Annotated in this window: 16 protein-coding genes; 9 read left to right on the forward strand and 7 right to left on the reverse strand. The window is 68.4% G+C overall.

What is annotated here, in order from left to right; translation table 11 throughout:
- Positions 1–273: 273 nt before the first annotated feature.
- Together AB0J95_RS15605 and AB0J95_RS15610 are read right to left on the reverse strand one after the other, a co-directional pair.
- Positions 274–1,980, reverse strand: coding sequence for a cellulase family glycosylhydrolase (locus AB0J95_RS15605; protein WP_364757529.1), 1,707 nt, complete (start codon positions 1,978–1,980; stop codon positions 274–276).
- A 5-nt stretch (positions 1,981–1,985) separates the two neighbouring features.
- Positions 1,986–3,341 (reverse strand): endo-1,4-beta-xylanase, encoded by a 1,356-nt coding sequence (locus AB0J95_RS15610; RefSeq protein ID WP_364757531.1) that lies wholly within the window; start codon positions 3,339–3,341, stop codon positions 1,986–1,988.
- 519 nt (positions 3,342–3,860) lie between these two features.
- On the opposite strand from AB0J95_RS15610, the gene AB0J95_RS15615 reads away from it, so the two are divergent.
- On the forward strand, positions 3,861–5,336 hold the full coding sequence (locus AB0J95_RS15615) for an arabinofuranosidase catalytic domain-containing protein (protein ID WP_364757532.1): 1,476 nt from the start codon (positions 3,861–3,863) through the stop codon (positions 5,334–5,336).
- Positions 5,337–5,471: 135 nt separating this feature from the next.
- Positions 5,472–6,434 (forward strand): pyridoxal-phosphate dependent enzyme, encoded by a 963-nt coding sequence (locus AB0J95_RS15620; protein WP_364757533.1) that lies wholly within the window; start codon positions 5,472–5,474, stop codon positions 6,432–6,434.
- Between the two features lie 11 nt (positions 6,435–6,445).
- On the opposite strand, the gene AB0J95_RS15625 is transcribed toward AB0J95_RS15620, so the two are convergent.
- Together AB0J95_RS15625 and AB0J95_RS15630 are read right to left on the reverse strand one after the other, a co-directional pair.
- Positions 6,446–8,053 (reverse strand): ricin-type beta-trefoil lectin domain protein, encoded by a 1,608-nt coding sequence (locus AB0J95_RS15625; RefSeq protein WP_364757535.1) that lies wholly within the window; start codon positions 8,051–8,053, stop codon positions 6,446–6,448.
- A gap of 40 nt (positions 8,054–8,093) precedes the next feature.
- Positions 8,094–9,590 (reverse strand): arabinofuranosidase catalytic domain-containing protein, encoded by a 1,497-nt coding sequence (locus AB0J95_RS15630; RefSeq protein ID WP_364757537.1) that lies wholly within the window; start codon positions 9,588–9,590, stop codon positions 8,094–8,096.
- A gap of 508 nt (positions 9,591–10,098) precedes the next feature.
- On the opposite strand from AB0J95_RS15630, the gene AB0J95_RS15635 reads away from it, so the two are divergent.
- The 6 genes from AB0J95_RS15635 to AB0J95_RS15660 all read left to right on the forward strand — a co-directional run bounded on the left by AB0J95_RS15635 (position 10,099) and on the right by AB0J95_RS15660 (position 20,159).
- A complete protein-coding gene (locus AB0J95_RS15635) occupies positions 10,099–11,457 on the forward strand; it encodes an extracellular solute-binding protein (protein ID WP_364757539.1) in 1,359 nt (452 codons plus the stop codon).
- Entirely contained in the window at positions 11,454–12,362 is a 909-nt protein-coding gene (locus AB0J95_RS15640) for a sugar ABC transporter permease (protein WP_364757541.1), read from the forward strand. The genes AB0J95_RS15635 and AB0J95_RS15640 overlap by 4 nt, the downstream gene beginning before the upstream one ends.
- Complete coding sequence (locus AB0J95_RS15645) at positions 12,352–13,296, forward strand: carbohydrate ABC transporter permease (protein ID WP_364757542.1); 945 nt, start codon at positions 12,352–12,354, stop codon at positions 13,294–13,296. Before AB0J95_RS15640 ends, AB0J95_RS15645 begins: the two co-directional genes overlap by 11 nt.
- Positions 13,297–13,335: 39 nt before the next feature.
- Complete coding sequence (locus AB0J95_RS15650) at positions 13,336–15,249, forward strand: hypothetical protein (protein WP_364757544.1); 1,914 nt, start codon at positions 13,336–13,338, stop codon at positions 15,247–15,249.
- Positions 15,250–15,277: 28 nt separating this feature from the next.
- Positions 15,278–17,662, forward strand: coding sequence for a ricin-type beta-trefoil lectin domain protein (locus AB0J95_RS15655; RefSeq protein WP_364757546.1), 2,385 nt, complete (start codon positions 15,278–15,280; stop codon positions 17,660–17,662).
- 94 nt (positions 17,663–17,756) lie between these two features.
- On the forward strand, positions 17,757–20,159 hold the full coding sequence (locus tag AB0J95_RS15660; RefSeq protein ID WP_364757548.1) for a ricin-type beta-trefoil lectin domain protein: 2,403 nt from the start codon (positions 17,757–17,759) through the stop codon (positions 20,157–20,159).
- Positions 20,160–20,266: 107 nt separating this feature from the next.
- On the opposite strand, the gene AB0J95_RS15665 is transcribed toward AB0J95_RS15660, so the two are convergent.
- The 3 genes from AB0J95_RS15665 to AB0J95_RS15675 form a co-directional block, all read right to left on the reverse strand.
- A complete protein-coding gene (locus tag AB0J95_RS15665; protein ID WP_364757981.1) occupies positions 20,267–21,289 on the reverse strand; it encodes a LacI family DNA-binding transcriptional regulator in 1,023 nt (340 codons plus the stop codon).
- A gap of 182 nt (positions 21,290–21,471) precedes the next feature.
- Positions 21,472–23,592 (reverse strand): cellulose binding domain-containing protein, encoded by a 2,121-nt coding sequence (locus tag AB0J95_RS15670; RefSeq protein ID WP_364757550.1) that lies wholly within the window; start codon positions 23,590–23,592, stop codon positions 21,472–21,474.
- Entirely contained in the window at positions 23,592–25,115 is a 1,524-nt protein-coding gene (locus AB0J95_RS15675; RefSeq protein WP_364757552.1) for a cellulase family glycosylhydrolase, read from the reverse strand. Before AB0J95_RS15675 ends, AB0J95_RS15670 begins: the two co-directional genes overlap by 1 nt.
- Positions 25,116–25,251: 136 nt before the next feature.
- Between AB0J95_RS15675 and AB0J95_RS15680 the strand changes: the two genes are divergently transcribed.
- Positions 25,252–26,973 carry a glycoside hydrolase family 6 protein gene (locus AB0J95_RS15680; RefSeq protein WP_364757553.1) on the forward strand — a complete coding sequence of 574 codons (1,722 nt, stop codon included), beginning with the start codon at positions 25,252–25,254 and terminating at the stop codon, positions 26,971–26,973.

Consider the following 26,973-nt stretch of genomic DNA (forward strand, 5'->3'; position numbering starts at 1 on the left):
TCACCCGCCCCCTGGATCGTGAATTTCACTCACATCGCCGCACGATAGGGAGAGAATGATAGCCGCGCAAGGATTTTCACTACCCGAACGATCCAGATTGGACGTTTTTACCGTCCATAGTGGACAGATCGAGCGCAGAAACCCCACGGGTCATGTTATCGTTAACACGATCTCCGTCAAGACCCATTCGCGATGATTTCCGATCAGGCGATCGGCCCAGCCGCCGGGACCGGTTCCGGTTCCCCGCCGGTGCGTCGGCGGGGAACCGGAGTCCTAACTGGACACCGCGGACAAGTGGTCCTTGAACCCCTGGCCGAAGGCGGTCGGTGTCCCGGCGTAGTCGGTGATCAGCGCCGGGCCGCTGGTGCACGGCCACGCGTTCCAGGTCCACCCGAGGTACCCGACGCCGTGCGCGTCCGCCCAGGCCATCACCTGGTCGATGAACCCATGCGCACAGTCGTTCTCGCCGATCTCACTGATGGTCAACGGCACCTGCGCGGCCACGGGCGCCCATTGGCTGTCCCAGCAGCTCGTGCTGACACAGGCGTTGAAGTTGTACACATGGGCGAAGGCCATCAGGTTGTTCAACGGGTCCACCGGCTTGTACTGCGGCCATTGCGCGATGTTGTTCGACCATGTCAGGCCGCCGACCATGAGCACGTTGGTCGCGCCGGTCGACCGGACGGCGGTCACCAGGCTCTGGAACCCCGCCACCTGGTAGCCGATGCCCGGGCAGGTGCCGCCGTCGCGGAAGCACCGCCAGCCCGCCGTCACGTCATTGGCCGGAATGTCCGGGAACGGCTCGTTGAACAGGTCGAACACCACCGCGTCGTTGCCCTTGAACGCGTTCGCCACCCCCGTCCAGAACGCGGCGGCGTACTGGGCGTCCGGCATCGGTTTCTGGCAGAGGGCCTTCGTGTCCGTGCAGTTGGCTCCCGCACCGCCGTACTGCCCATAGCTCCAATGCATTTCCACGATCGGCGTGATACCGGCGGCGATCAGCAGGTTCATGTAGGACCGGACATTCTGCTGGTACGCGCTCCCGCTGGCGCCACCCGCGGGGACGTCGGCGGTGCCGAGCCAGCACTCCTCGTTCAACGGCACCCGCACGGTCCGGACCTTCCACGACCGCATGGCGGTGATCGAGGCCTGGTCCATCGGCCCATCCCACATGCCGTTGCCCTGGATGCAGGCGAACTCGCCGCCGGACCGGTTCACGCCGAGCAGCCGGTAGGTGGCGCCGGACGCGGTCAGCAGCTTGTTGCCGGACACGTGCAATGCCGGTGCGGCGCTCGCGGAACCGGTCACGGTGACACTGACCGGTTCGGACACCCCGACCCCGCCCTTGTCGTCGGTCGCCCGGGCGGTGAGCTGATAGGCGCCCGCGGGCACGTTGGCGAACGTCACCTGGTAGGGCGCGGTCGTCGAGCTCGCCTGGAAGGAACCGAGCGAGAAGTCGACCCGGGCCACGCTGCCGTCGGTGTCACTGGCGGTCGCGGTGGCCGTGATCGCGGCCGGGGCGGCGAACGTGGCTCCGGAGGCGGGACTGGTGATGGCCACCTTCGGTTGTGCGTTCGACCCGTTGCACATGACGCCGTTGACGGAGAACGCGGTCGGCTTCGGGTTGCTGCCGGTCCACGTCCCGTTGAACCCGATCGAGGCCGACCCGCCGGTCGCGAGGGTGCCGTTCCACGGCATGTTCGTGGCCGTCACCGCCGCACCCGACTGCGACCACGTCGCGCCCCAACCGGTTCCGGACAGCTGCTGACCGCTCGGGAAGGCGAACCGCAGGGTCCACGCCGTGACCGGGTCGCCGAGGTTCTTCACCATCACCGCGGCGCCGAACCCGCCCTGGCCGGGGCCGGTGTTCCAGTCGTTGGTGGTGTACGTGACCTCACAGCCGGTGGCCGCGTTCGCCGGGACGACCGGCACGGTCAGCAGCGCGAGCGCGGCGCAGGCGGTCAGGATCCGTCGCAGCACTCCGCTCACCGTCCGGTACAAACAGGACTCGGCGCGCTGTTGGTTCCGTTCCACGTTCCCAGGAACCCGAATGTCGTGCTCCCACCGGCGCCCACAGGGCCGTTGTAGCCGACGTTGTTCGCTGTGATCGCGGACCCGCTGGCCGTGATCGCCGCGCTCCACGAGGAAGTGATCGTCTGTCCATTCGCGAACGTCCAGGTGACGGTCCAGCCGCTGATCGCCGCGCTGCCCGCGGTGACACGGACTTCGCCCTGGAACCCGCCCGCCCATTGACCGACGATCGCGTAGGTCGCGGCGCAGGTCTTGTCACCAGGTGGTGGCGGCGGCGGTGGCGGTGGGTTTCCAGTGCCGCCATAGGCTACGTACAGCGAGTTGTACGCGGGCTTCGGCTGGAAACTCTCGTCGAACGGCAGCGCGGCGCCCTCGCCGGGGAACGTCGACGGGATCCAGGAGTACCTGTCCGACAGGCCCCAGGTGGTGATGCCGACGCAACCCCGCACGGCGAGGCACGCGTTGGCCACCTTGGTGTAGTCCGACGCCTGCGTGGCCAGCTTGTCCGAAGTGGACGGTGTGGTCATCCGCACGTCCAGCTCGGTGATCGCCACCTCGACGCCCAGGTCGGCGAACCGCTGGATGTTCTGCTGCATCGAGCTCGGCACCTGGCCGAGGATCAGGTGCGCCTGCAGGCCGACGCCGTCGATCGGCACGCCCTGCTGCTTGAACGCCTTGACCATGGCGTACACGGCATCGCTCTTCGCGCCGATGCCGTCGGTGTTGTAGTCGTTGTAGTACAGCTTCGCGGCCGGATCGACCGCACGAGCCGCGCGGAAGGCGTCGGCGATGTAGCCGTCACCGAGTTTCTGCTGCCAGAACGACTGGCGGCGGGTGCCGTCCTCGTTGAACGCCTCGTTCACGACGTCCCACGAGTACAGCTTTCCCTTGTAGTGCCCGACTTCGGCGTTGATGTGGTCGAGCATCGCCTGGTGCAGCGCGGTGGCGCCGAGATTCTGCACCCAGCTGGGCGTCTGGCTGTGCCAGACCAGGGTGTGGCCACGCACCCGCTGGTTCGCCGCGACCGCCGCGGACACCAGGGAGTCCGCCGGGGCGAAGTTGAACCGGCCCTGGCTGGGTTCCGTGGTGTCCCACTTCATCTCGTTGCCCGGGGTCAGCATGTTCGCCTCCCGGGCACCCAGGGCCTTGTACGTGGCGTCGTTCCACTCGCTGACGGTGGCCGCCGTACCGAAGTAGACACCTTTCGCCGCGGCCAGATCCCGCAGCCCGCTCGCCGCACCGGCCTGGCCGGCGGGCAGAACGACAGCGGCGGCGATCGCGGCGGCGACCACGACAGGACTGTGTCTCATGGGCTCACCTCGTTGTGACATATCCACAGTGGACATCCGCCGACCGTGGACAGGCAGGGACACAATTCTGGGAGCGCTCCCAGAACGGACTGTATCGACTCCATCCGGCGAAGGCACTCCGCCAACCGGGGTCATCCAGTGGTCACCCTCCGCCACCGGCCGCACGGTCGAACCGGTTCGACTGGATGGACGCGCGTCCCGCAGCCCGGTGTCGCCGCACCGCAGGGTCGCCGGGCGTGCGCACTGTCCTCATGCGACACTCGCTGTCCGGATCCCCACCGGTGCCGAAATGCGCCGGATGTCCGCCTTGCCGCCGAAGCGCGTGCCGCACCCGGAACCGTCCTTGACGCGCGCCGCGCCTCGGCGTGATAGTGATGGGCGTCGCTCGCTCAGGCACCCGAAACCCGATCTTGGAGGCCCGGACCCCTCGCCCCAAAAATGTTAGCGCTAACACAGACAGGCGGACCGCCGGCAGGCCGGCCTGCCGCTCTCTGCGACCATTGAACAAAGGAGTTCACTATGGTCTTTCGACCATGGACGCCGCGTACCAAGAGGACACTCCTGGCGGCCGGCGCGGCGACAGCGCTCGCGATCGGCGTCACCGTCGGGACGGCGGCCCAGTCCCAGGCGGCCACGCAGGGACCATGTGACATCTACGCCGCCGGCGGCACGCCCTGCGTGGCCGCCCACAGCACCACCCGGGCGCTGTACGGCACGTACAACGGCCCGCTCTACCAGGTCAGGCGCTCGTCGGACAACACCACGAGGGACATCGCGCCGGTCGCCGCAGGGGGCGTGGCCAACGCCGCCACGCAGGACTCGTTCTGCGCCGGCACAACCTGCCTGATCACGATCATCTACGACCAGTCCGGCCGCAACAACCGCCTCACCCAGGCGCCACCCGGCGGGTTCCCCGGCCCGGCACCCGGCGGGTACGACAACCTCGCGAACGCCAACGCGGCACCGATCACCATCGGCGGGCAGAAGGCCTATGGCGTGTTCGTGGCTCCAGGCACCGGATACCGCAACAACAACACCAACGGTGTCGCGACCGGTGACCAGCCGGAGGGAATGTACGCGATCTTCGACGGCACGCACTACAACGGCGGCTGCTGCTTCGACTACGGCAACGCCGAACGCAACAGCCGGGACAACGGCAACGGCACGATGGAGGCCATCTACTTCGGCAACATCAAGGTCTGGGGCTACGGCACCGGTCCCGGCCCATGGGTGATGGCCGATCTGGAGAACGGCCTGTTCTCCGGGGTGAACGCGGGCTTCAACTCCAACGACCCCACCGTCAACTACCGCTACCTCACCGCGATCATCAAGGGCGAGCCCAACCACTGGGCCATCCGGGCCGGCAACGCGCAGTCCGGCGGTCTGTCCACTTTCTACAACGGAGCACGGCCGAACGTGGCCGGTTACAACCCGATGCGCAAGGAAGGCGCCATCATCCTCGGCACCGGTGGCGACAACAGCATCGGCTCCGCGGGCACCTTCTACGAAGGCGTGATGACCTCCGGCTATCCGTCCGACGCCACCGAGAACGCGGTACAGGCCAACATCACCGCGGCCGGCTACGGCACGGGTGGCGGCGGAACGACCACCGGGCCGCTGCACGCGGTGGGCGCGGGCAAGTGCCTCAACGCACCGAACACCACGCTGGGCACGCAACTGCAGATCAACGCCTGCAACAACCAGCCGAACCAGACCTGGACGCGGTCCTCGTCCAACCAGCTGACGGTCACCGTCGGCGGCACGACGCTGTGCCTGGACGCCTACGGCCAGGGCACCAGCGCGGGCACGAAGGTCGTTACGTGGTCCTGCAACGGCCAGGCCAACCAGCAGTGGACGGTCAACTCCAACGGCACGGTCACCGGTGTCCAATCAGGACTGTGTCTGGACGTCACCGGTGCGTCCACCGCCGAGGGCGCCCCGGTCGAACTGTGGACCTGCAACGGCGGCAGCAACCAGCAGTGGACCCTCGGATAACCAGTCCCACGCCGGGGTGGCGCCCTTCCCGCCACCCCGGCACCCCGAAGCCGGATTCTGGGAACCTCCCCGGAGTCCGGCCGCTTCGTGCGGGCGGCCACCCGGCCGGAGCGGTATCGGCTACGCTCGTGTGTCATGGGGGAAACACGGCTGGACCTGAGCCGGATCCAGGCGGCTCGGCAGGTGATCGACCCGGTCTTCCTCGACACCCCGCTGTACCGCTGTGAAGCGCTCGAGCCCGGCCTTGGCTGCTCGGTGAGCATCAAGCTCGAGACGGCGAACCCGGTGCGCAGCTTCAAGGGCCGCGGCACTGAGGTGGTCGCAAGCGTGCTCGCTGACAACGGCGTGCGAGCCGCGGTGTGCGCCAGCGCGGGCAACCTGGGCCAAGCCCTCGCGTGGTCCGGTCGCGGCCGGCGGCTGGACGTCACCGTCGTGGCTTCTCGCCATGCGACGGTGGCCAAACTCGATCGCATCCGTGCGCTGGGCGCCCGGTTGGAGCTGGTGGACGGCGACCACGAGCAGGCCCGCGAGCGGGCGGCGGAGATCGCGCGGCACGAGGGCATCCGCCTGGTCGAGGACAGCCTTGACATCGAGACCTGTACGGGTGCGGCGACCATCGGCCTGGAACTGGTGCGCACCCCGCCGTCCTTCGACGCCGTGCTCATCGCACTGGGCGGCGGGGCGATGGCAACCGGGGTGGGGCATGTGGTGAAGGAACTGGCGCCCGGCGTCGAGGTGATCTGTGTCCAGCCGTTGGGTGCACCGGCGATGACACGTTCCTGGCACGAACGGCGCGTCGTCACCACCGGCCCGACGAACACCATCGCCGACGGCGTCGCCGGACGGCGGCCCATTCCCGAGGTCCTCGGCGACCTCCTCCTGGTCGCCGACGACGCCGTGCTGGTCCGGGAGGAGTCGATCATCGCCGGGATGCGGATGCTGCTCGAGCACGCCGGCCTGGTGGTCGAACCGTCGGCCGCGCTGGGCATCGCGGCGGTCCTGGAAGACCGGGACCGCTTCGCCGGACGGCACGTGGTCACCATCATCTGCGGCGGCAACGTGGACCCAGCCGCCTACCACGGCTGGGTCCACGCGTAACCGGCAGACGCTCAGGCGGACGCCAACCGCCACTGCTGGTTACTGCCCCCATTGCAGGTCCACAGTTCCACGAGGGCGCCGTTCGCCGTGGACGCCCCGGTGACGTCGAGGCACAGTCCTGATTGGACACCGGTGACGGTGCCGTCCGCGTTGAACAGCCATTGTTGGTTGGCCTGGCTGTTGCAGGACCAGATCACGACTTTCGTACCGGGGCTCGTCTGGTTGTTGTAGGCATCGAGGCACATGGCCGAAGTTCCACTGTAGACGCTCAGCTGGTTGCCGTTGGTGCGCGTCCAGGTCTGGTTCGGCTGGGTAACGCAGTCCCTGATGGCCACCTGCACCCCCGGCGTGGCCGACGAGTTCGGGACCTCCAGACACTTTCCGGCGCCGACCGCGTGCACCGCGCCGGTACTCGACCCTCCCCCGCCGGTTGCGCCGGCCACCCGGTACATCACGACACCGTGAGCGGGCACCGAGGCACTGATAGAGCCGGACGTGCTGGACGCGGCGCCGCTCCACAGGTCGGTCAGCGTGTAGCTACTGGCGCCGGTCTTGCCGATCGCCGCGGCGGTGGTGGAGATCGTGGCGGCGGAGCCGGTCTCGTTGAACAGAACCACCGACACGTCACCGTTGGCCAGCGGCTTGGCCAGCACATCCCGGCCACCGGACGAGGACACCATGGTGCCCTGCTTGCCGAGCGGGTCCTGGTCGACCGCGATCACCCTGGAATTGTTGAGAATGCCCAGAGTGGTCGCGCTGGCCGCGGGAATGTTGGTGCCCGCGATCAGCGGCGCGGCCATCTCGGCCCAGAGGCTGAAATGAGCGCGGTCCTCGGTGGCCGACATGCCGTTGCCGACCTCGAGCATGTCCGGGTCGTTCCAGCCACCCGGCCCCGCGTACCGTGCCAGGCCGACGTTGCTGCGGAAGATCGAGAGCATGCTGTTGTAGTTCGGCTGGATGTCACCCGTGGTCCGCCAGCTGTTGCCGACGCCCGCGCCCCAGGTCCAGACGCTGTCCTGGCCCCAGCTGCACAGGCTGAACAGGATCGGCCGCCCGGTCGACGCCAGCGCGTCCCGCATCGCGGTGTAGCGCTGCTGCGCGTTGACGCCCTGGTTGTTGCAGTTGTCGTACTTCAGGTAGTCCACGCCCCACGCGGCGAAGCTGGTGGCGTCCTGGCGTTCGTGGCCGAGACTGCCCGGATAGCCGGCGCAGGTCGCGGTTCCGGCGTCCGAGTAGATGCCGAGCTTCAGCCCGAGCGAGTGGACATACGCGGCGGTTCCGGCGATACCGTCCGGGAACTTCGCCGGGTCCGGCACCAGGTTGCCGTTGCCGTCCCGGTTTTTGGCCGACCAGCAGTCGTCGATGTTGACGTACTGGTATCCCGCGGCCTGCATGCCGTTGTTGTGCATGGCCAGCGCGGTCGACTTGATCAACGACTCGGACACGTTGCAGCCGTAGGCGTTCCAGTCGTTGAATCCCATCTGCGGGACCCGCGCGAGGCCGTTGTCCAGCGCCTGTGCGGGTATCGGCGTCAGCACCGCGACCGCCGGCGCCATCGCCAACGCGAGCAACCCGGCCGCCGCCAGCCGTGCCAGTCGTGATCTGCTCAGGAGTCTCATCACCGGTCCTCCCCGCTCGGACTCCACAGTGGACTCGAATTCAGCTGAGGTTCCATTGCTGGTTGCTGCCGCCGTTGCAGGTCCACAGCTCGACCAAGGCCCCGTTGGCGGTGGACGCGCCGGTGACGTCCAGGCACAGGCCGGACTGCGTGCCGGTGATCGTGCCGTTGGCGTTGACCGTCCACTGCTGGTTGGCCTGACCGTTGCACGACCAGATGACGACCTTGGTTCCCGGGCTGGTGCCCTGCCCGTTGGCGTCCAGGCACATCGATCCGCCCGCAACGGTGAGCTGACCGGAACTCGTGCGGCCCCAGCTCTGGTTGCTGCCGCCGCCACAGTCCCAGATCCGCGACTGGGTACCGGCGGACGTGTTCGCCACGTCCAGGCACTTGCCCGCGCCGACCGCCCGGATCTGGCCGCTGGGGCCGGTTCCACCGGTGCTGTACCCGGCGGCGACGATGTTCGCCTGCACCGCGTTCTCGGTCGCGTCGGACGGGTAACCCGCGACCATGGCTCCTTCGTAGAACGTGCCCGCGCTCAGGTTGGCGCCACCACCGGGTTTGCAGCAGTCACCGCCGCTGCCAAGCACGATCGCCCCCTGCTTCTTCATCGGGTTGTAGCCGGGCGGCAGGGAACCGTCCCACATCGTGGCCAGGCTGCCGGCCTGCGCGTTGCTGCCCTTGATGGCGAACCGCGAGGTCCCGTTGTTCTTCAGCATCGCCGTGACGTACTTGTTGGGCAACGCCCGCTGGTTGGGGTTCCAGGACTGGCTGCCGCCCGGGTAGAGGCCCCACTCGAGGTCGGCCTGCACCCATGGACCGGTTCCGGAGCAACCCCCGAACCAGCACTGGGTGCTGAAGTTGATCGAGTCCATCGCCCCGGCGGCGTCGGCCTTCCGGGTCGTCTCGCTGTTGCCGTAGTCGAAACAGCAGCCGCCGTTGACATGCGTGCCACTGGTCACCATGTACATGCCTTCGGGCGCGGTGCCGGTAGGGACACCGGTCAGGTGGCCGTCGCGCCAGTAGCTGTTGCCAGGGTTGATGTACAGCGAATATGCCTTGCTGCCACCGACTGTCAGCGACTCGGTGCCCGCCCTCGCCGGACTGCTCTGGCTCGACCCCGGAACCACACTGGATCCCTGGTACCACAGGTCGTTGCCGTGCCCGGACTGGTCGTACACCACCGTGATGACGCAGGAAGTGCCCGCGCAGAAGGAGTCCTGCGTCGCCGCGTTGGCGGTGCCACCCGGCGCCAGCACGGCGATGTCCTTGCTCGAGTTGTCCGAGGAACGTCTGACCTGGTACAGGTTGCCGTTGTAGGAGCCATAGAGCGCTCGCACCGTACTGTGCGCCGCTACGCAGGGAGTGCCGCCCGAAGCGTAGATGTCGCAGGGGCCCGTACCGGCCGCGGCCGCGGGCCGCGCGAAGGTCATCGCCGCCGACGCCGTGGCGAGCACCGTCGCCGCGAGCGCCACGGCCGTCCGGAAGGACCGCCGGCGCACCACGGGACCGGAGCGGGACGCGAAGGGAGGCTTCATTGCTTCTCTCCTTGGGACGGTTGGCCCGCCGCCCAGGACGCGACGGGCAGCCAGCTGCCACGCATGAGTCCACAACAGACATTCGCGGACACCGGCAGGCCCGACAGGATGTTAGCGCTAACACCCTGTCAGGCGATTTGCCCCTGCCGGCCGCACGCCGACCACGATCCTCCCTCAGGCCCGCCAGGGTCAAGCCCCGTTCGACCCGGCCGGAAATGTATACGACTTATCTGGCATGTTCACGCTCACATGGTCGGACAAACGAGCATAAACCGGATCAAACGACGCCGATCTGGCAAAAGATCTTGGAAATAGGCATGCCCATGACCTTGACGCGAGGCGGCACGGCCCGCTGTCATGGGGAACCAGTCGATCCCCTGCCGCCATCAAGTGATCGCCACACAGTCGCCGGGCGCACACCCGGCGGCACCGCGATGAGCCAGACACATCCCGTACCGACACCTGCCCGGCCTGGCTGGCGGGCGCCACAACGTAGTGGAGCAGCTCAATGACAGCCACGATCCGCGCGGTCGGCGCGCGCACATCCCGCACCAGCCGAGCCGCACTCCTGACAGTGGCCGCCGCGCTCACGCTGTCGGCCTGCGGTGGTGGCGATGGCGGCCCAGCCACGGGCGCACAGAACGGTTTCACGCCCGTGCCGCAGAACGGCGGCACGCTCACGGTGTGGGTGGACTCGACCCGGATGGCCGCCGCCCAGCAGTACCAGAAGCAGCATCCCGACGTGAAGATGGACATCGTCAGCTACGACGGGGACGCCAACGGCTCGAACTACCTGCAGACCAAGGTGAGCCTGTTCAACCGGACTCGTGACGGCTGGCCCGACGTGGTCTTCAGCTCGCAGAACAACGAGGTCACCTGGGCCAAGGACGCGGGCTTCACCGCCCCGCTGAACAAAGGGCTGATCCAGCAGTCCCTTTTGGACAGCTGGGCGCCCGGCGCCAACGACCCGTGCACGGTGGACGGCACACTTTACTGCCTGCGCAACGACTTGTCCCAGACTGTGCTGTGGTACAACGCGACGCTGCTCAAGCAGTGGGGCTACACCGTGCCGGCCACCTGGCCGGACTACCAGGCACTGGGCCAGAAGGTCGCCGCCGAACACCCCGGCTACCTGGTCGGCACGGCGGGCGACACGTTCACCCCGGAGATCTACCTGTGGGCGGGCAAGTGCGGCGCCAACCAGATCACCGGCCCCAAAGCGGTGACAGTCAACACCTCCAGCCCGGAGTGCACCCGGATGGCCACGCTGCTGGACACCCTGATCAAAGCCGGGAGCATCGCCACCACCAGCGTGTTCAGCTCCGACTTCGACAAGAACTCGGCGGACAAGATCCTGATGCTGCCCGGCCCGTCGTGGTACGGCGGCTCGCTGTTCCAGGGCTCGTTCAAGACCCCGGCCGGCCAGATAGCGGTCGCGCCGATGCCGCAGTGGCCCGGCGACGACAAGCCCTCGGTCGGCAACGTCGGCGGCGGCACCTGGCTGCTGTCCGCGCACAGCGCCAACCTCAAGGCCGCCACCGACTTCCTGACCTGGGTGACCACATCGGACGACTACCAGGGCAAGCAGGCGCCCGGCTATCCGGCCTACGCGCCCGCCGCCAAGACCTGGCTGGCCAACCAGGCCTCGTCGGGCTACTACGCCGGCGACATCGCCCGCCCGTTGCAGGAGGCGGCGGGCCAGGTCTGGCCGGGGTGGGGCTACGGGCAGTTCAGCCAGGAGGCGATCTGGGCGGCCACCGTCACACCGGGCCTGACCGCGGGCAAGACCATCGTGTCGATGCTGCCGGACTGGCAGACCTCCATCGTGAACTACGCGCAGACCAACGGCTACCAGGTGACCAAGTGAGTTCGCTGTCCACTCCGGACGGACGAGCCGCGGCGCGCCGGGTGCGGTGGCCCGGCCGGGCCGGTCACGGGTTCGTCGCCGCCTATGCGACGCTGCTGGTCGCCTTCGGGGTGGTGCCGACCGCGTATGCGATCTACTTCGCCTTCACCGACGCGGGCGCGAACTTCGCCGGGCTGCGGAACTTCGTGACCGCGGCGAGCGACTTCCGGTTCGCCGCCGCGGTCGGGCACGTCGCGCTGTACCTGCTGTTCTGGCTGGCCGCACTGGTGGTGTTCGTCGTCGCTCTGGCACTGTTGCTGCACCGGCTGGCCGCACGCGGGCTGAGCCGGGCATTGCGGTTGCTGTACTACCTTCCCGGCGCGCTCGCCGGGGCGGCGAGCGTGCTGGTGTGGTTGTTCATGCTCGACCCGGCGGTCAGCCCGGTGAGCTTCCTGTTGCGTGCGTTCGGGTTCGGCACCTTCGGCGAGGTGATCGCGATCGACCACCTGCCGGTGCTGTTCACCCTGATCGCGTTCTGGACCGGCGCGGGCGGCTGGATCGTGGTGATGTACGGGGCGTTGAACACCATCTCCCCGGAAGTGCTCGAAGCGGCCCGGATCGACGGCGCCGGCGGGTGGAGCACCGCGTGGCGCATCCAGATCCCGTTGCTGCGCAAGTGGATCGTCTACATGGTGATCCTGGCGTTCGCCGGCGGCGCGCAGCTGTTCGTCGAGCCGCAACTGCTCTCGCAGGCCAGTGTCGGCGTGGCCGGCCGGGACTACTCGCTCAACCAGTTGTCCTACGACTTCGCCTTCCAGAACAACAACGTCGGCACCGCCGCCGCGGTTTCGGTCGAGCTGCTGGTGGTCGGGCTCGTTGTGGCGGGCGTTTTCGTCACCAGGTCGAGGTTCTTCGATGCCGACTGATCTGCGGCGGCCCGCCGCGCCCGCCTTCTCCCCCGCCACGCCGGGATCCACGGCGCGGCGGTCCGGGCCTTCGCGCCGCCGGTCGCGCAATCCCCTGCCCGCCCTGGTCCTGGTGCTGTTCCTGGTCTTCTTCGTGGTTCCGGTGCTCTGGCTCGTACTGGCCGCCACCAAGACCGACGAGCAGCTCGTGCACGACAACCCGCTGTCCCCCGGCTCGTGGACTGCCCTGAAGGCCAACTGGGAGGCGCTGACGGCCTACCAGGGCAACGTGATCCTGGTGTGGTTGCGCAACTCCGCGCTCTACTCGTTCCTCGCGCTGGTGATCACCCTGTGCGTGGCGATCCCCGCCGGGTACGCGCTCGCGATGACCGAGTTCCGTGGCCGGCGCGCACTGCTGATCGCCACCCTCGTCGTCATGCTGATGCCCAACGCCACCCTCGTGGTGCCGCTGTTCCTGGAACTCAACGCGGTGCGCCTGATCGGGTCGATGTGGTCGGTCATCCTGCCGTACTCCTTCTACCCGTTCGGCGTGTACCTGGCCTACATCTACTTCACCACCGCGCTGCCGCGGGAGCTGCTGGACGCGGCCCGGCTGGACGGCTGCTCGGAGCTGGGCGTGTTCCGCCGGGTCGCGCTGCCGCTGGCCACCCCGGTCGTCGCGCTGGTCGGGTTCTTCAGCTTCGTGGCGAACTGGACCAACTACTTCCTGCCCTACGTGCTGCTGCCGGAGAGCGACCAGTTCCCGGTCCAGGTCGGCCTTGGCACGCTGCTCAACGACGTCCCGCAGTTCAACCCGACCATCGGCACGCTGGCCGTCCAGCGCCCGGTCCTCGCGCTGGCCACCCTGCTGGCGATCACGCCCGTCCTCGTCGTCTTCCTGTTCTCCCAACGCTTCCTCGTCGCCGGGATGCTCGCCGGCGCCACCAAGAACTGACCCCACAAGCACTGACCACACCGAACGGAGACCCCCGGGATGTACCCCGCCATCACCGCCTCGGTGCCGCTGCTCGAGCCACCGGGCTGGGCGATCGCCCAGCGCGAGCTGTTCGACCTGCTCGACTACGCCTGGCGCCGGTTCGAGCACGACTTCACCAGCCTCGACGGGCGGCTGACCTACCACGAGCGGCTCACCTCCCGGGACGGCGCGGACGACTTCTACGAGACCTTCTTCAACTGGCCGCAGCTCTACCTGCTCGGCGGCGCCGACGACCTGCTGGCCGCCGCCGAGCACCACTGGGAGGGCGTCACCCGCCAGCTCACCGAGCTCGGCATGCTGCGCGACGAGTACGAACGCGGCTACGACTGGTTCCACCAGGGTGAAAGCCTGCAGCTGTTCTACTTCCTGTGCATGGCCGCGCCACAGCGCTGGGCGGAGCGGGCGCTGCGGTTCGCCGACCTGTACGTCGATCCCGCGCACGGCAACTACGACCCTCGCCACCGCATCATCCGCCGGCCGCACAACGGCAGCGACCCACGGCGGCACGGCCTGTTCGACGGCGAGAGCTACCCCTGGCTGCCCGAGGAAGCACGGATGTACGGCTTCCCACTGGACTGGCTGCCGCCGGACGACCCGGCCGGCCGCGGCCCCGATCCCCGGCTGGGCGACCAGATGCGCCGCCGGATGGGCGTCGGCGACACCGCGGTCAACCTGGCCGCGTCCGGGCTGGTGCTCAACGCCCTGATCCTGTCCGGCGAACAACGGTACCGGGACTGGATCGCCGACTACGTGGGCGCGTGGCTGAAGCGGGCCGCTGCCAACGGCGGGATCATTCCCGACAACGTCGCCCCCGATGGCACGGTGGGCGGCCTGCTCGAGGGCCGTTGGTACGGCGGGCACTACGGGTGGTCCTGGCCGCATGGGTGGTACAGCGTCGGGCACGCCGCGGCGATAGCGGCGTTGGCGGCGGTCGCCGCGACCGGCGACGAGTCCTTTCTGGACCTCGTGCGGCCCACGCTGGAGGAGCTGGTCAGCCAGGGCAAGGTGATGGCCTTCACCGACGCCGACTCCAGCCTGCGGTCGCGGTGGGTCGCGCAGCTGGGTGCGGACGTGGACACGCCCACGCTGCACATACCGTTCCGGTACGCCGACAAAGGCTGGTTCGACTACAACCCGATGCTGATGGCAGTGCCCACGGCGTTGTGGCACCACTCGGCCGCTCCCGCGGACTGGCAGCTCATCGACCGCCTGCGCACCGGCAGCGGCTACGACTGGCGCACCGTGCGGGCGTTCCGCAACAAGGAGGAGGCCGGGCACGAGGAACCCTGGCTGGCCTTCCTCGCCGGCGACAACCCCGGTTATCCGGAGGAGATCCTGGCCGCGGCTCAGGCGCAGGTCCGCCACCGGCTGGCCCGGATGGAACGCTACCGCGACAAGGAGATCCCCGAGGCCGACATCCACCTCTGGCAGCAGTCCAACCCCGTGGTGACCGAGGCCCTGGTACAGCTCACGTGGGGCGGCCCGCAGGTCATCTACAACGGCGGCCTGCAACAGGCCCGGGTCCGCTACTACGACGTTCACGGCGAACGCCCCGGCCTGCCGCGGTCGGTGGCGGCCCTGGTGTCCCGCATCGATCCACAAGCGACAGTCGTGGACCTGGTGAACCTGGACCCGCTCGCCGACGAGGAAGTGATCGTGCAGGCCGGTCCGTTCGCCGAGCACACCATCCGGTCCGCTCAGCACACCCTCTGCGCCGACGCGTCCTGGATCGGCGGTCTCTACGACTACGGACATGGCCTGCCCACTGTCACATCAGCCGTCACGCCCGTCGACGGGCCGTGGCTGCTCGTGCGACTCCCCCGCTCCACCACCGTGCGTCTGACCCTGCAGCTCGACCTGCGCACCCAACCACCGTCCTATCGCACACCGTTCGACGCGACCCCTACGTGACCCAACCCTGCACTCACGGAGGACAACGATGTCTCCCCACACCAGAACGGTGATCGCGGCGCTCGCCGCCGCGATCACCGTCTTGCCCTGCACAGCACTCATCCCGGCGGTCGCTGAGGCCGCCACTTCGACGATCTACCTGGCACCCAACGGAAACGACGACAACCCCGGCACCGCCGACCAGCCGGTCGCCACCCCGGCCAAAGCACAGCAACTGGCCCGTGCCCAGTCGGCGGCAGGCAACGACGTGGTCGTTCAACTGGCGGGCGGCACCTACCGGCTGTCCGCACCGCTGGTGTTCACCAGCGCGGACTCCGGCCGCAACGGCCATACCGTCACCTGGCAGGCCGCGTCCGGCCAGACGCCGGTGTTGTCCGGCGGGCAGCAGGTCACCGGCTGGACCGTGCAGGACTCCGGCCAGAACATCTGGGTCGCGAACGTCCCCAGGGGTGCCGACTCGCGTCAGCTCTACGTAGACGGTGCCCTCGCCCCGCGTGCCTCGATCACCATCTCCCGCAACGACGTCAGGGTCACCACGACCGGGCTGACCATCGTCAACTCCGCGCTGAACTACCTGGCCACGCTGCCCCAGCAGAGCCGGATCGAGGTGGAGAGCCAGAACTCGTTCACCGACCGGTACGCGCCGGTGCAGAGCATCAGCGGCACCACCATCACCATGCAACAACCCGCGTGGAACAACAACAACTGGGGCTACGACACGTTGGCCAAACCGTTCGCGGGCGGCCAGCTGCTGTTGGCGAACTCCTACTCGTTCCTCAAGAACGCCGGGCAGTGGTACCTCGACCCGGATGCCGGGAAGCTCTACTACCGGACGGCGGCCGGTCAGACGCCGTCGAACCGGGACATCGTGCTCCCCCGCCTCACCTCGCTGCTCACCATGAGCGGCAGCTACACCGACCCGATCCGGGACATCACCGTCCAGGGCATCGGCTTCCAGCACACCACCTGGCTCACGCCGGGGACGTCGGTCGGGTACGCCAACCAGCAGAGCGGCACGTTCCTGCCGGCCGCGTTCCAGCAGCCTGGTGACTTCCTGACCTCGTGCCAGTCCGGCTGCCAGCTGTTCGAGGCCGCGCGCAACAGCTGGGCCCAGGTGCCCGCGGCGGTGCAGGTCTCGGCCGCGACCGGGATCACCCTGGCTGACAACACGTTCGCGCACCTCGGCCAGGTCGCCCTGGGAATCGGCAACGACGCCAACGCGCACGCCTCCGGGATCGGCCTGGGCGCGTCCGGCATCACCGTGCGGCACAACACGTTCACCGACGACTCCGGCGCGGGCATCGTGATCGGTGGTGTGCGGCCTGACGCGCACCACCCGTCCAATGCCGCGATGACCAACCGGGACATCACCGTCACCGAGAACACGGTGACCGACGTCGCCAAGGACTACAAGGACATGGCCGGCATCCTGTCGACCTACGTCACGCATGCGGTGATCACCCACAACGAGGTGGCCAACCTGGCCTACGACGGAATCGACGTCGGCTGGGGCTGGGGCGCCAACGACCCCGGCGGCAGCCAGGACTACCGCAACCGCGGGCTGTACAACTACCAACCGGTCTACACCACGGCGACCACGTTGCGGGACACCGTCGTCAGCTACAACCGGGTGCACGGCACCAAGAAGGTCTTCCACGACGGCGGCAGCATCTACAACCTCTCCGCCAACCCGGGCAGCACCATCGACCACAACTACATCTACGACAACCGCAACACTGTCGGCCTGTATCTCGACGAAGGCTCGCGCTACGTGACGTTGTCGGCCAACGTGGTGCAGGACAGCGGCGTGTGGGCGTTCACCAACGCCAGCGGCACCAACAACACCAACGACAGCACGTTCTCCGGCAACTGGTACAACTCGGGTGCGACCAACGTGGCGACCGGATCACCGCACAACAACGTGCTGCGGAACAACGTCCAGGTGAGCGGCGGCAACTGGCCGCAGGAGGCGCGTCAGGTCATGGCGCAGGCGGGCGTCGGCGGCGGCAGCGGACCGGTGCCGGGCCCGATCCGCGCGGTGGGCGCGGGCAAGTGCCTGGACGTCAACGGCAGCACGACCACGCCCGGTACGCAGCTGCAGATCTGGGACTGCAACGGCGGAACGAACCAGACCTGGACCCGCACCGCCACCGGCGAGCTGACCGTCTACAGCGGGGACAGCACCCGGTGTGTGGACGCCAACGGCCAGGGCGGCACCCCGGGGACCAAGGTCATCATCTGGAACTGCAACGGGCAGGCCAACCAGCGGTGGCAGGTCAACTCCAACGGCACGATCACGGGTGTCCAGTCCGGACTGTGCCTGGACGTCACCGGCAGTGCGACCGCCAACGGCACGCTGATCCAGCTGGCCACCTGCACCGGCGCGAACAACCAGAAGTGGACCGTCGGATAACCGGACCCGGCCCTCATCCCGGCCACGCTGACATCCTTTGTGGACGTCCTGATGGGCGGCGTACCGGAATGTGGTCCCGAAAGGAGAAGCTCAGATGTCCAGCGTCACTCGCCTGCTCCGCCGCCTGCGCGTCTCCGCGCTCGCCGGCGCGGTACTGGCCGCAGCCGGTGTTGCCGGTGTCGTCGCGCCACCCGCGTTCGCCGACGCGTCGATCACCGTCAACGGCGGCTCGCCGGGACGTGTGTTCGACGGTGTCGGTGCGATCAGCGGCGGCGGCGGCAACAGCCGGCTGCTGATCGACTATCCCGAACCGCAGCGCTCGCAGATCCTCGACTACCTGTTCAAACCCGGCTACGGCGCGGCCATGCAGATCCTCAAGGTCGAGATCGGCGGCGACACCAACTCCACCAGCGGCGCCGAACCCAGCCATCAGCACACCCGCACCGACCTCAACTGCAACCGCGGCTACGAGTGGTGGCTGGCCGAACAGGCCAAGGCGCGCAACCCCGGTATCAAGCTGTACGGGCTGGCGTGGGGCGCGCCCGGGTGGATCGGCAACGGCAACTACTGGAGCACCGACTCGATCAACTACCTCATCTCGTGGCTGGACTGCGCCAAGTCGCACAACCTGACCATCGACTACCTGGGCGGCCGCAACGAGCGGGGCCGCGATCTGGGGTGGTACAAGAACCTGCGGCCCGCGCTGAACTCGCACGGCTACAGCGCGGTCAAGGTGGTCGCCTCGGATGATGCCAGCGGCTGGGGTGTCGCCGACGACGCGGTCCGGGACTCGGCGTTCGCCAGCTCGGTGAACATCCTTGGCACGCACTACGTCTGCGGTTACCGCGGCCCACAGACCAACTGCCCCAGCTCGAGCAACGCGCTCGCGACCGGCAAGACATTGTGGGCCAGCGAGAACGGCTCTGACGACTACAACGCCGGGTCACCGGCGCTGGCCCGTGGCATCAACCGCGACTACATCGACGGCAAGATGACCGCCTACATCAACTGGCCCGTCATCGCCGCCATCACACCGAACATCCCGTACCCCACCATGGGTGTCGCGTACGCACCGCAACCCTGGTCGGGCTACTACTCGATCGGCAAGAACACCTGGGTGATGGCGCACACCACGCAGTTCACCTCACCCGGCTGGCAGTACCTGGACAACTCCAGCGGCTACCTGAACGGCAACCGCGGCAACGGCAGCTACGTCTCCCTCAAGTCCACCAACAACCGCGACTACTCCACCATCATCGAGACGACGGAAGCAGCTGCGGCGCAGGCACTGCACTTCACCGTCGCCGGTGGGCTCTCGACCGGCCAGGTGCACGTGTGGGCCACCAACCTGCGCTCGAACAGCTCCACCGACTTCTTCGTGCACACCTCCGACATCACGCCGAGTGGTGGAACCTATTCGCTGACCGTGCAACCCGGGTACGTCTACTCGATCACAACGACCTCCGGGGCGGGCAAGGGCACCGCGTCCAGCCCGGCCTCGGCTGTGATGAGCCTGCCGTACAGCGATTCCTTCGACAGCAACGCCACCAGCTCCGAGGCGAAGTACCTGATGGACATGCAGGGCGCCTTCGAGGTCGTCGGCTGCGGCGGCGGGCGCACCGGCCAGTGCGTGCGCCAGATGAGCCAGCAGGCCGCGATCTGGTGGAACGGCCTGTCCGATCCGTATGCGCTGCTGGGTGATCTGGGCTGGCGCAACTACACCGTGTCCACCGATGTGCTGCTGGAGCAGAGCGGTACCGCGGATCTCATCGGCCGGGCCACCACGCAGGGCTGCTGCGGCGGACCGGCCGGGCTGAACGCCTACCGGCTGCGGGTGGCGGACTCCGGGGCGTGGTCGGTCCTGCGGCAGAACGGCACCACAACCTCCACAGTGGCCAGTGGACGCGTCGCCGCCTTGGGCACCGGGCGCTGGCACAGCCTCACCCTCACGTTCTCGGGCAGCACCATCACGGCCGGCATCGACGGCGCCACCGTCGGCACCGCGAGTGACGGCACGTGGGGCAACGGCCAGGTCGGTTACGGCACCAGCCAGGGTGAGACCGCGCAGTTCGACAACCTGTCCATCACCCCGGGCAGCGGCGGCAACGTCGTCGTCGGCCCGATCGTCGGGGCGGGCTCGGGCCGGTGCGTCGACGTGCCCGGCGCGACGCAGACCAACGGCACCCAGGTCGCCCTCTGGGACTGCAACGGCGGCTCGAACCAGCTGTGGACGTCCAACTCCGACAACGAGATCCGGGTCTACGACGCATCCTGCCTGGACGCGTACGGCCAGGGCACCAGCCCCGGCACCCGCGTGGTGATCTGGACCTGCAACGGCGGGGCCAACCAGAAGTGGACGTTCACCGCCAACGGGACCATCGTGGGTGTCCAGTCCGGACTGTGCCTGGACGCCACCGGCGGCGGCACCGGCAACGGCACGCTCATCCAGCTGGCCACCTGCACCGGTGCCAACAACCAGAAGTGGGCCAGGAGCTGACCTCCAAGCCACAAGGGACGGCGCTGACCGGCTCCGTCCCTTGTGGACTGTTCAGCACTGCTTCCCCATAGCCCATCCCCTTGTGCCGCAAGCGTATTTCGCCCGAGCTAAGCCGACTCTCGCACGACCAGCTCGGTGTCCAGCACCACGCGGCACGGTGTCGCCGAGCCGTTGATCATCGCGAGCAGCTCGCGGGTCATCCGGGCGGCCATCTCCTCGATGGGCTGGCGCACGGTGGTGAGCGGCGGTTCGGTGCGGCGGCTGAGCGGCAGGTCGTCGAACCCGATGACGGCCACATCGTCGGGAACCCGCCGTCCCGCCCGGTGCAACGCCCGCAGCACCCCGACCGCCATCAGGTCCGAGGCGGCGAAGATGGCGTCGACATCCGGCCTGCGCTCCAGCAACCGGGCCGTGGCATGCTCGCCGGAGGCCTGCCCGAAGTCGCCGAACACCACCAGGCCGCGGTCCGAGCGGCCGGCATCCGCGACCGCCTGCCAGTAACCCAGCAACCGGTCGGTGCCGACGGTCATGTCCTGCGGCCCGGCGACCGTGGCGACACTGGTCCGCCCGGCCGTGATGAGGTACCGGGTGGCCCGGTCCGCGCCGCCCCGGTTGTCGGCGTCCACATAGGAATGCCGCTCGGGCGCCCCGCAGTGCGCGGGCCGTCCGCCGAACACCAGCGGAATGTCCAGCCAGTCCAGGTCGAGCGGGCGGCGGCCGTGCATGCTGATCACGAGCGCGCCGTCCACGTGCCTGCCCTTGAGGTACTGCACGACGGACGTCGGGTGGGGCTCGGCCGGCGAGACGGCGAGCAGCACCAGCTGCGTGCCGGACGGGGGCAACTCCTTGCGCACCCCGGAAACGGCCTGCATGAAGTACGGATCGGCGAACAGCCGCAACACATCCTCGCACACGACGAGGGCGATGGAACCGGTGCGCGGCGAGGCGGCCATCCGCGCCGCGCGCTGACGGGCATAGCCGAGTGCCACCATGGTGGACTCGACCTGTGTCCGGGTTTCCGGGCGGACCCCGGCAAAACCGTTGAGCACTCTGGACGCCGTCGCAACCGAGACCCCGGCGGCACGCGCGACATCGGCCAGGGTCGGGCGGAGTGCAGGCTCCTCGACCATGGACACGTTCGACCTCCAAGACATCGTCGTCCAGTGAAAGTCACCGTCCCTTCAGCATAATCCGTTGGCGGGTAAAAGAAAGGGTGCCCGCCGGAGCGATCTCGACGGCGGGCACCCTGGCCTGCGCGCATGCCGCGGCGCGACACCAGGAAGTCGCGGCCGGGTCAGGACGAACCGGGCATTCACCCTGCCGCGCAGACCTTGTCGTTGAGGTGGAAGACCGTGGGCGGCGGCGCCTGCCCCGTACTGGTGCCGTTGAGCCCCAAGGACACCGAGCCGCCGTTGGCCGCGATCGAACCGTTCCAGCTCGCGTTGGCCACGGTCACGTTCGACCCGGTCTGGCTCCAGGTCCCGTTCCAGCCACTTTGGACCGACTCACCCGCGTCCGGCCAGCTGAAGGTGAGCGTCCAGCCGTTGATCGCGGTCGCCGACCGGTTGGTGACCGTGACGTTCGCGCCGAACCCGCCCGGCCAGCTGTTGGTGAGCTCGTAGCGCACGGCGCAGCTCGCGTCCGACGGTGGTGGCACGGTGAACGTGACCGGTGACGACGGCAGCGACGGATTGCCTTGCGTGTCCAAGGTCACCACGTTGTAGGTGTACGTGGCGCCAATAGTCAACCCGGTCAACCCCACGGAAGTGGCTGTCGTGGTTGCCACCAGCGAGCTTCCGCCACTGGTCAACAGGTAGACCTGGTACTTGCCCACCGGGTTGCTGCCTGGAGTGCCGGCCGGCCAGGTCAGGGTGGCGGAACCGGAGGTGTTCGACGAAGTGTCGGACTTCAGGTTCGACACGGTCGGCGTGCCCGGCGCACCGGGCGCGGTCCCGCCCGGACCGCCGGCACCGGGCACCTGCACCACGGTGAGCGAGTACGGCGAGACCGTGACCGAGTTGGCCGACGCCTGCGTGGCACTCGTGATCGAGGTGGCATTGTTGGCCAGGGTGAACACCGTCGGTGACCCGGATGGCGTGAAGTTGTTGTACGTCAGGTTGACCGTGTAGGTGGTGTTCGGGTCTTCGTTGTCCACCAACACGTTGACCCCGCCGTTCGCGCGACGCACGGCATGCACGCGCAGCAAGGGATTGGTCGACGAGGAGGCGACCATCTGATCACCGGGCGCGGCGAGCCGGGACAGCATCTGGATGCCGTAGTACGGCGAGAAGGGTGTGTTCACCGGCGGTTCGGTGACACCGCTCGAGTTGCCGCCGCTGGAGAAGATGCCTTGGTCGCCGTAGTCCTGCATGCCGTTGACGATGCTGGGCGTGCCGGGGCCGTTGTGCTCGTTCCACCAGTCCACGTTGGTGGTTCCGTTCTCCAGCCAGGTCATGTACATGTCGGCGGCGAACAACGCGGCCGGATGGGTGTCCATCGCGATGGTCGAGTTGGCCTCGGTCACCACGATCTTCACGTTCGCCGGGTTCACGTGGGCGTACTGTTCGATCTGCGAGCGCAGGGTGGACGTGATGGCCGGTATGCCCGCCGGGGTGGTCAGCATCTGCGCCACATTGGCGCCGCCTGGGTAGTAGTGCACGATGACGCAGTCGGTCTTGGCGCCGAGGATGGACAACACGGTCTGGTTCCAGGGCTGCGGACTCGTCTGCGGGTTGGTCACGTTGTCCGGCCAGTAGCCTGGCGTGGTCAGCACCGCGCAGACGTGGATGCTGGGGGCGGCCGACTTCATCGCCGTGATGTAGGACAGGACGTTGTTGGCGTATGTGCTGGGACCGCAGTTGTAGGTCTGCGACGGTGCGCTGCCCACGGTGACGGGTTTGCCCGACGCGTCGGTGCAGTGCGCGTCCGCTTCCCAGTTGGCGCCATAGGTTCCGTTGCCGTAGGTCTCGTTGCCGACCTCCCAGTAGTTGATCCCGTAGTTGTTGCTCGCCGCGTTCTGCACCCACGCCTGCGCCAGCGCGGGGGTTCCGGTGCCGTAGTTGACGGCGATGACCGGGTTGGCTCCGGCGCTTTGCGCCGTGCGCATGAAGTCGGCGAAGCTGGTGTTGGGCGCGACATACCCGCCCGGCGCCGTGTTGGTCTGCCAGTTGTAGATGTCGGCGTAGGAGCCACCCGGATAGCGCAGTGCGGTGATGCCGGCGGCCTTGACCAGTCCAGGGATCACCGAGTCGTTCATGTGTCCGTCGTAGACCGCGGTGTTGAGGCCGATTCCGTTCGAGGGCACCGAACCGACCCCGGACCCGGCGTTGACCGTGACGGACGCGGCTGTGGCCGCGGCCGCGGGCACAGCCGCGGGAACCGTGACAGCGGCCGCCAGCAGCACCGACGACAGACCGACCGTCCACAGTGCCATCAGGTCACCGTGCAATCGGTGCTGCCCAGGCGGAAGGCCGAAGCGCCCGGCGATGAGGGGCCGTTGGCCACGAACCCGACGCTGACGCTCGCACCCGAGGCCAGGGTGGGCGACCACGACGGCGCCGCGGCCGTGATGGTCTGTCCCGTCTGGGAAACGGTCGCACCCCAGCCGTTCACCAGTTGCACGCCGCTGGGCACGGTCCACCGGGCCGCCCAGTTCGACACGGCGTCACCGCCGGTGTTGGTGATCTTCACCGTGGCCTGGAAGCCGCCGTTCCAGGAGTTGTCCAGGTGGTAGTTCGCCGTGCAGGCACCGGGCGGGGGTGGCGGGTCGCTCGGGCCGCCGCCGCCAACGGGCGGGATCAGGTACGGCGTGAGGTAGGCCTGTTTCGCGGTGTTCACGGTGGTCCAGTCGTCGTTCAGGATCCCACCCGTGTCACCGGAGTTGGGGTTCCACGACCAGTAGGTGAAGTCCATTCCGGACGTTCCCGTCCCGGCGTACTTCATCAGTTCCCGCAGCCACACGCCGTCCCGGCTGTCGGCCAGCGTGGTGCCGAACTCACCGAGCAGCACCGGCGCGGTGTTCTCCTTCTCCAGGTAGCCGAAGAAGTGGTCCCACAGCCCCGGCATGTTCGCCGGGTAGGTCGGGTCGCTGAACCACGGCTGGGCGAACACCGAGGTGGCGTACTCGTGCGCGGAGTACACCAGCTTCTCCGGTTTGCTCAGCCGGACCGGGAACTGCTTGGCACCGGCCAGGTTCCCGCCCCACCAGCCGCACTCGGGGGTTCCCGTGCCGGTGACGCAGTCCACGCCTTCGACGATGATCAGCCAGTCCGGGTTCACGCCGAGGATGGCGTTGCCGGCGCGTTCGGCCGCCAGCCGCCAGTCGCGGGCGTTGTCCCCGCAGCCCCAACAGGATCCGCTGCCGCCCTGGACGGAATGCGGCTCGTTGTGCAGGTCCGCGCCGATCACGGTCGGGTTTCCCTTGTACCGTGCGGCGAGCGCCTTCCAGTCGCTGATCCAGCGGCTCTCCGGGTAGGCGCTGGTGTACCACAGCGGCGACTGCGCGCCGGCGTCCGGGCGGTGCCGGTCGAGGATCACCCGCATGCCGCGCCGGCCGGCCTCGGCGACCACCTTGTCGATGATCTGGATGCCGGAAAGGCCTGCCAGGTCGGGGTTCTTGGCCAGGTCGATGCTGTTGGGGGTGGATCCGGCGTCCAGCATCTGGTTCGAGTACGGCACGCGGATGGTGTTGTAGCCCAGCTGGGCCATCTGACCGACCATGTCCCGGTAGTTGCGGGTCCACAGGCCGTGGAAGGTGAAGTTGGCGGTTTCCGAGCCGAACCAGTTGATCCCGGTCATCCGCACCGGCGCGCCGGTGGCGTCGACCAGTTGCGCACCGCGGGCCGACCAGTAGCCGGTTCCCGTTCCCGCCGCCGACGCGGCCGGGCTCGCCACCACCAGGGTGGCGAGCGCGACCGCTCCGGCGATCAGGCACGACATTGTGCGTGAACGCTTCATCAGAACGCCTTCAAGTCGGGGATCTGGGAGCGCTTCCAGCGTCTATGTTGCGCAGAGTGCTTGTCAAGACCTCCTTCTGTCGCTAGCGTTTGCTGGGAGCGCTCCCAGACGACCCCTGCTCGCAAGGAGGCGACGGATGAGACTGCGCGCGTTGCGAAAAGCCCGGGGCCCGGCCGCCGGTATCGCCGCGGCCATGGTGGTGGCGGGTGCCGTGGTCGGCGTGAACCCCGCTGGAGCGGCCCAAGGGTGCAAAGTCGACTACACCATCACGAACCAGTGGGACACCGGCTTCGGTGCGAACGTCACCGTCACCAACCTCGGTGACCCGATCACCAGCGGCTGGTCGCTGACCTGGGACTTCCCCGGCGGTCAGCAGGTGCAGCAGGGCTGGAACGGCGTGTTCGCCCAGCAGGCCAACCACGTGACCGTGAGCAACCCCCCGTGGGGCGGCTCGCTGGGCACCGGGGCGACCGTCACGCCCGGGTTCAACGGCAGCTATTCCGGCACCAACGCCAAACCCACGTCGTTCAAGCTCAACGGCACCACCTGCACCGGTACGGTCCCGACGGATCCGCCACCGACCGATCCGCCACCCGGCGGCGGCTCCCGTGTGGACAATCCCTATGCGGGCGCGGGTGTCTACGTGAACCCGGACTGGTCGGCCAACGCGGCGGCCGAGCCCGGCGGCAGTGCCGTGGCCAACCAGCCCACCGGTGTGTGGCTGGACCGGATCGCCGCGATCGCGGGCACGAGCACCGCCCGCGGCCTGCGGGCGCACCTCGATGGCGCGCTGCAGCAGGCGAACGGCAAGCCGCTGGTGGTCCAGCTGGTGGTCTACGACCTGCCCGGCCGTGACTGCGCGGCGCTGGCGTCCAACGGCGAGCTCGGCCCGAACGACCTGCCGCGGTACAAGAGCGAGTTCATCGACCCGATCGCCGCGATCCTGGCCGACAGCAAGTACGCGAGCCTGCGCATCGTCGCGGTCGTCGAGGTCGACTCGCTGCCCAACATGGTCACCAACGTGACGCCCAGCGCGACCGCCACACCGATGTGCGACACGATGAAGGCCAACGGGAACTACACCGCGGGCATCGGCTACGCGCTGGCCAAGCTCGGTGCGATCCCGAACGTCTACAACTACCTGGACGTCGGCCACCACGGCTGGCTCGGCTGGGACAACAACTTCCTGCCGTCGATCCAGATGATGGCCGACGCCGCCAAGGCATCCGGCAGCACCCTGGCGAACGTCCAGGGCTTCATCACCAACACCGCGAACTACGGCGCGCTGCGCGAGCCGTACTTCACCATCAACGACACCGTGAACGGAACGTCGGTGCGCCAGTCCAAGTGGGTCGACTGGAACCGGTACGTCGATGAACTGTCGTACGCGCAGGCGTTCCGCACCGCGGCCGTGCAGGCCGGGTTCGCCTCGAACATCGGCATGCTGATCGACACGTCCCGCAACGGCTGGGGCGGCTCCGCCCGTCCTGCCGGACCCGGCCCGATGACCAGTGTGGACGCCTACGTCAACGGCGGCCGGGTCGACCGCCGGCTGCACCTGGGCAACTGGTGCAACCAGTCCGGCGCCGGCCTGGGTGAACGGCCCACCGCGGCCCCGGCGACCGGTATCGACGCGTACGTGTGGATGAAGCCGCCCGGCGAGTCCGACGGCGCGTCCAAGGAGATCCCGAACAACGAGGGCAAGGGCTTCGACCGGATGTGCGACCCCACCTACGGCGGGAACGCGCAGAACGGCAACAGCCCGTCCGGCGCGCTGGCCGACTCGCCGCTGGCCGGACGCTGGTTCTCCGCCCAGTTCCAGCAGCTGCTGCGCAACGCCTATCCCCCGGTGCGCTAA

Source organism: Actinocrispum sp. NPDC049592 (genome assembly GCF_040675465.1).
Lineage (GTDB): Bacteria > Actinomycetota > Actinomycetes > Mycobacteriales > Pseudonocardiaceae > Kibdelosporangium.

What these genes read in the sequence shown, in the direction of transcription:
- AB0J95_RS15610 (WP_364757531.1), bottom strand. Translation starts at nt 3,341, where the DNA reads ATGAGACACAGTCCTGTCGTGGTCGCCGCCGCGATCGCCGCCGCTGTC.
- AB0J95_RS15615 (WP_364757532.1), top strand. Translation starts at nt 3,861, where the DNA reads ATGGTCTTTCGACCATGGACGCCGCGTACCAAGAGGACACTCCTGGCG.
- AB0J95_RS15620 (WP_364757533.1), top strand. Translation starts at nt 5,472, where the DNA reads ATGGGGGAAACACGGCTGGACCTGAGCCGGATCCAGGCGGCTCGGCAG.
- AB0J95_RS15625 (WP_364757535.1), bottom strand. Translation starts at nt 8,053, where the DNA reads ATGAGACTCCTGAGCAGATCACGACTGGCACGGCTGGCGGCGGCCGGG.
- AB0J95_RS15630 (WP_364757537.1), bottom strand. Translation starts at nt 9,590, where the DNA reads ATGAAGCCTCCCTTCGCGTCCCGCTCCGGTCCCGTGGTGCGCCGGCGG.
- AB0J95_RS15635 (WP_364757539.1), top strand. Translation starts at nt 10,099, where the DNA reads ATGACAGCCACGATCCGCGCGGTCGGCGCGCGCACATCCCGCACCAGC.
- AB0J95_RS15645 (WP_364757542.1), top strand. Translation starts at nt 12,352, where the DNA reads ATGCCGACTGATCTGCGGCGGCCCGCCGCGCCCGCCTTCTCCCCCGCC.
- AB0J95_RS15650 (WP_364757544.1), top strand. Translation starts at nt 13,336, where the DNA reads ATGTACCCCGCCATCACCGCCTCGGTGCCGCTGCTCGAGCCACCGGGC.
- AB0J95_RS15655 (WP_364757546.1), top strand. Translation starts at nt 15,278, where the DNA reads ATGTCTCCCCACACCAGAACGGTGATCGCGGCGCTCGCCGCCGCGATC.
- AB0J95_RS15660 (WP_364757548.1), top strand. Translation starts at nt 17,757, where the DNA reads ATGTCCAGCGTCACTCGCCTGCTCCGCCGCCTGCGCGTCTCCGCGCTC.
- AB0J95_RS15665 (WP_364757981.1), bottom strand. Translation starts at nt 21,289, where the DNA reads ATGGTCGAGGAGCCTGCACTCCGCCCGACCCTGGCCGATGTCGCGCGT.
- AB0J95_RS15670 (WP_364757550.1), bottom strand. Translation starts at nt 23,592, where the DNA reads ATGGCACTGTGGACGGTCGGTCTGTCGTCGGTGCTGCTGGCGGCCGCT.
- AB0J95_RS15675 (WP_364757552.1), bottom strand. Translation starts at nt 25,115, where the DNA reads ATGAAGCGTTCACGCACAATGTCGTGCCTGATCGCCGGAGCGGTCGCG.
- AB0J95_RS15680 (WP_364757553.1), top strand. Translation starts at nt 25,252, where the DNA reads ATGAGACTGCGCGCGTTGCGAAAAGCCCGGGGCCCGGCCGCCGGTATC.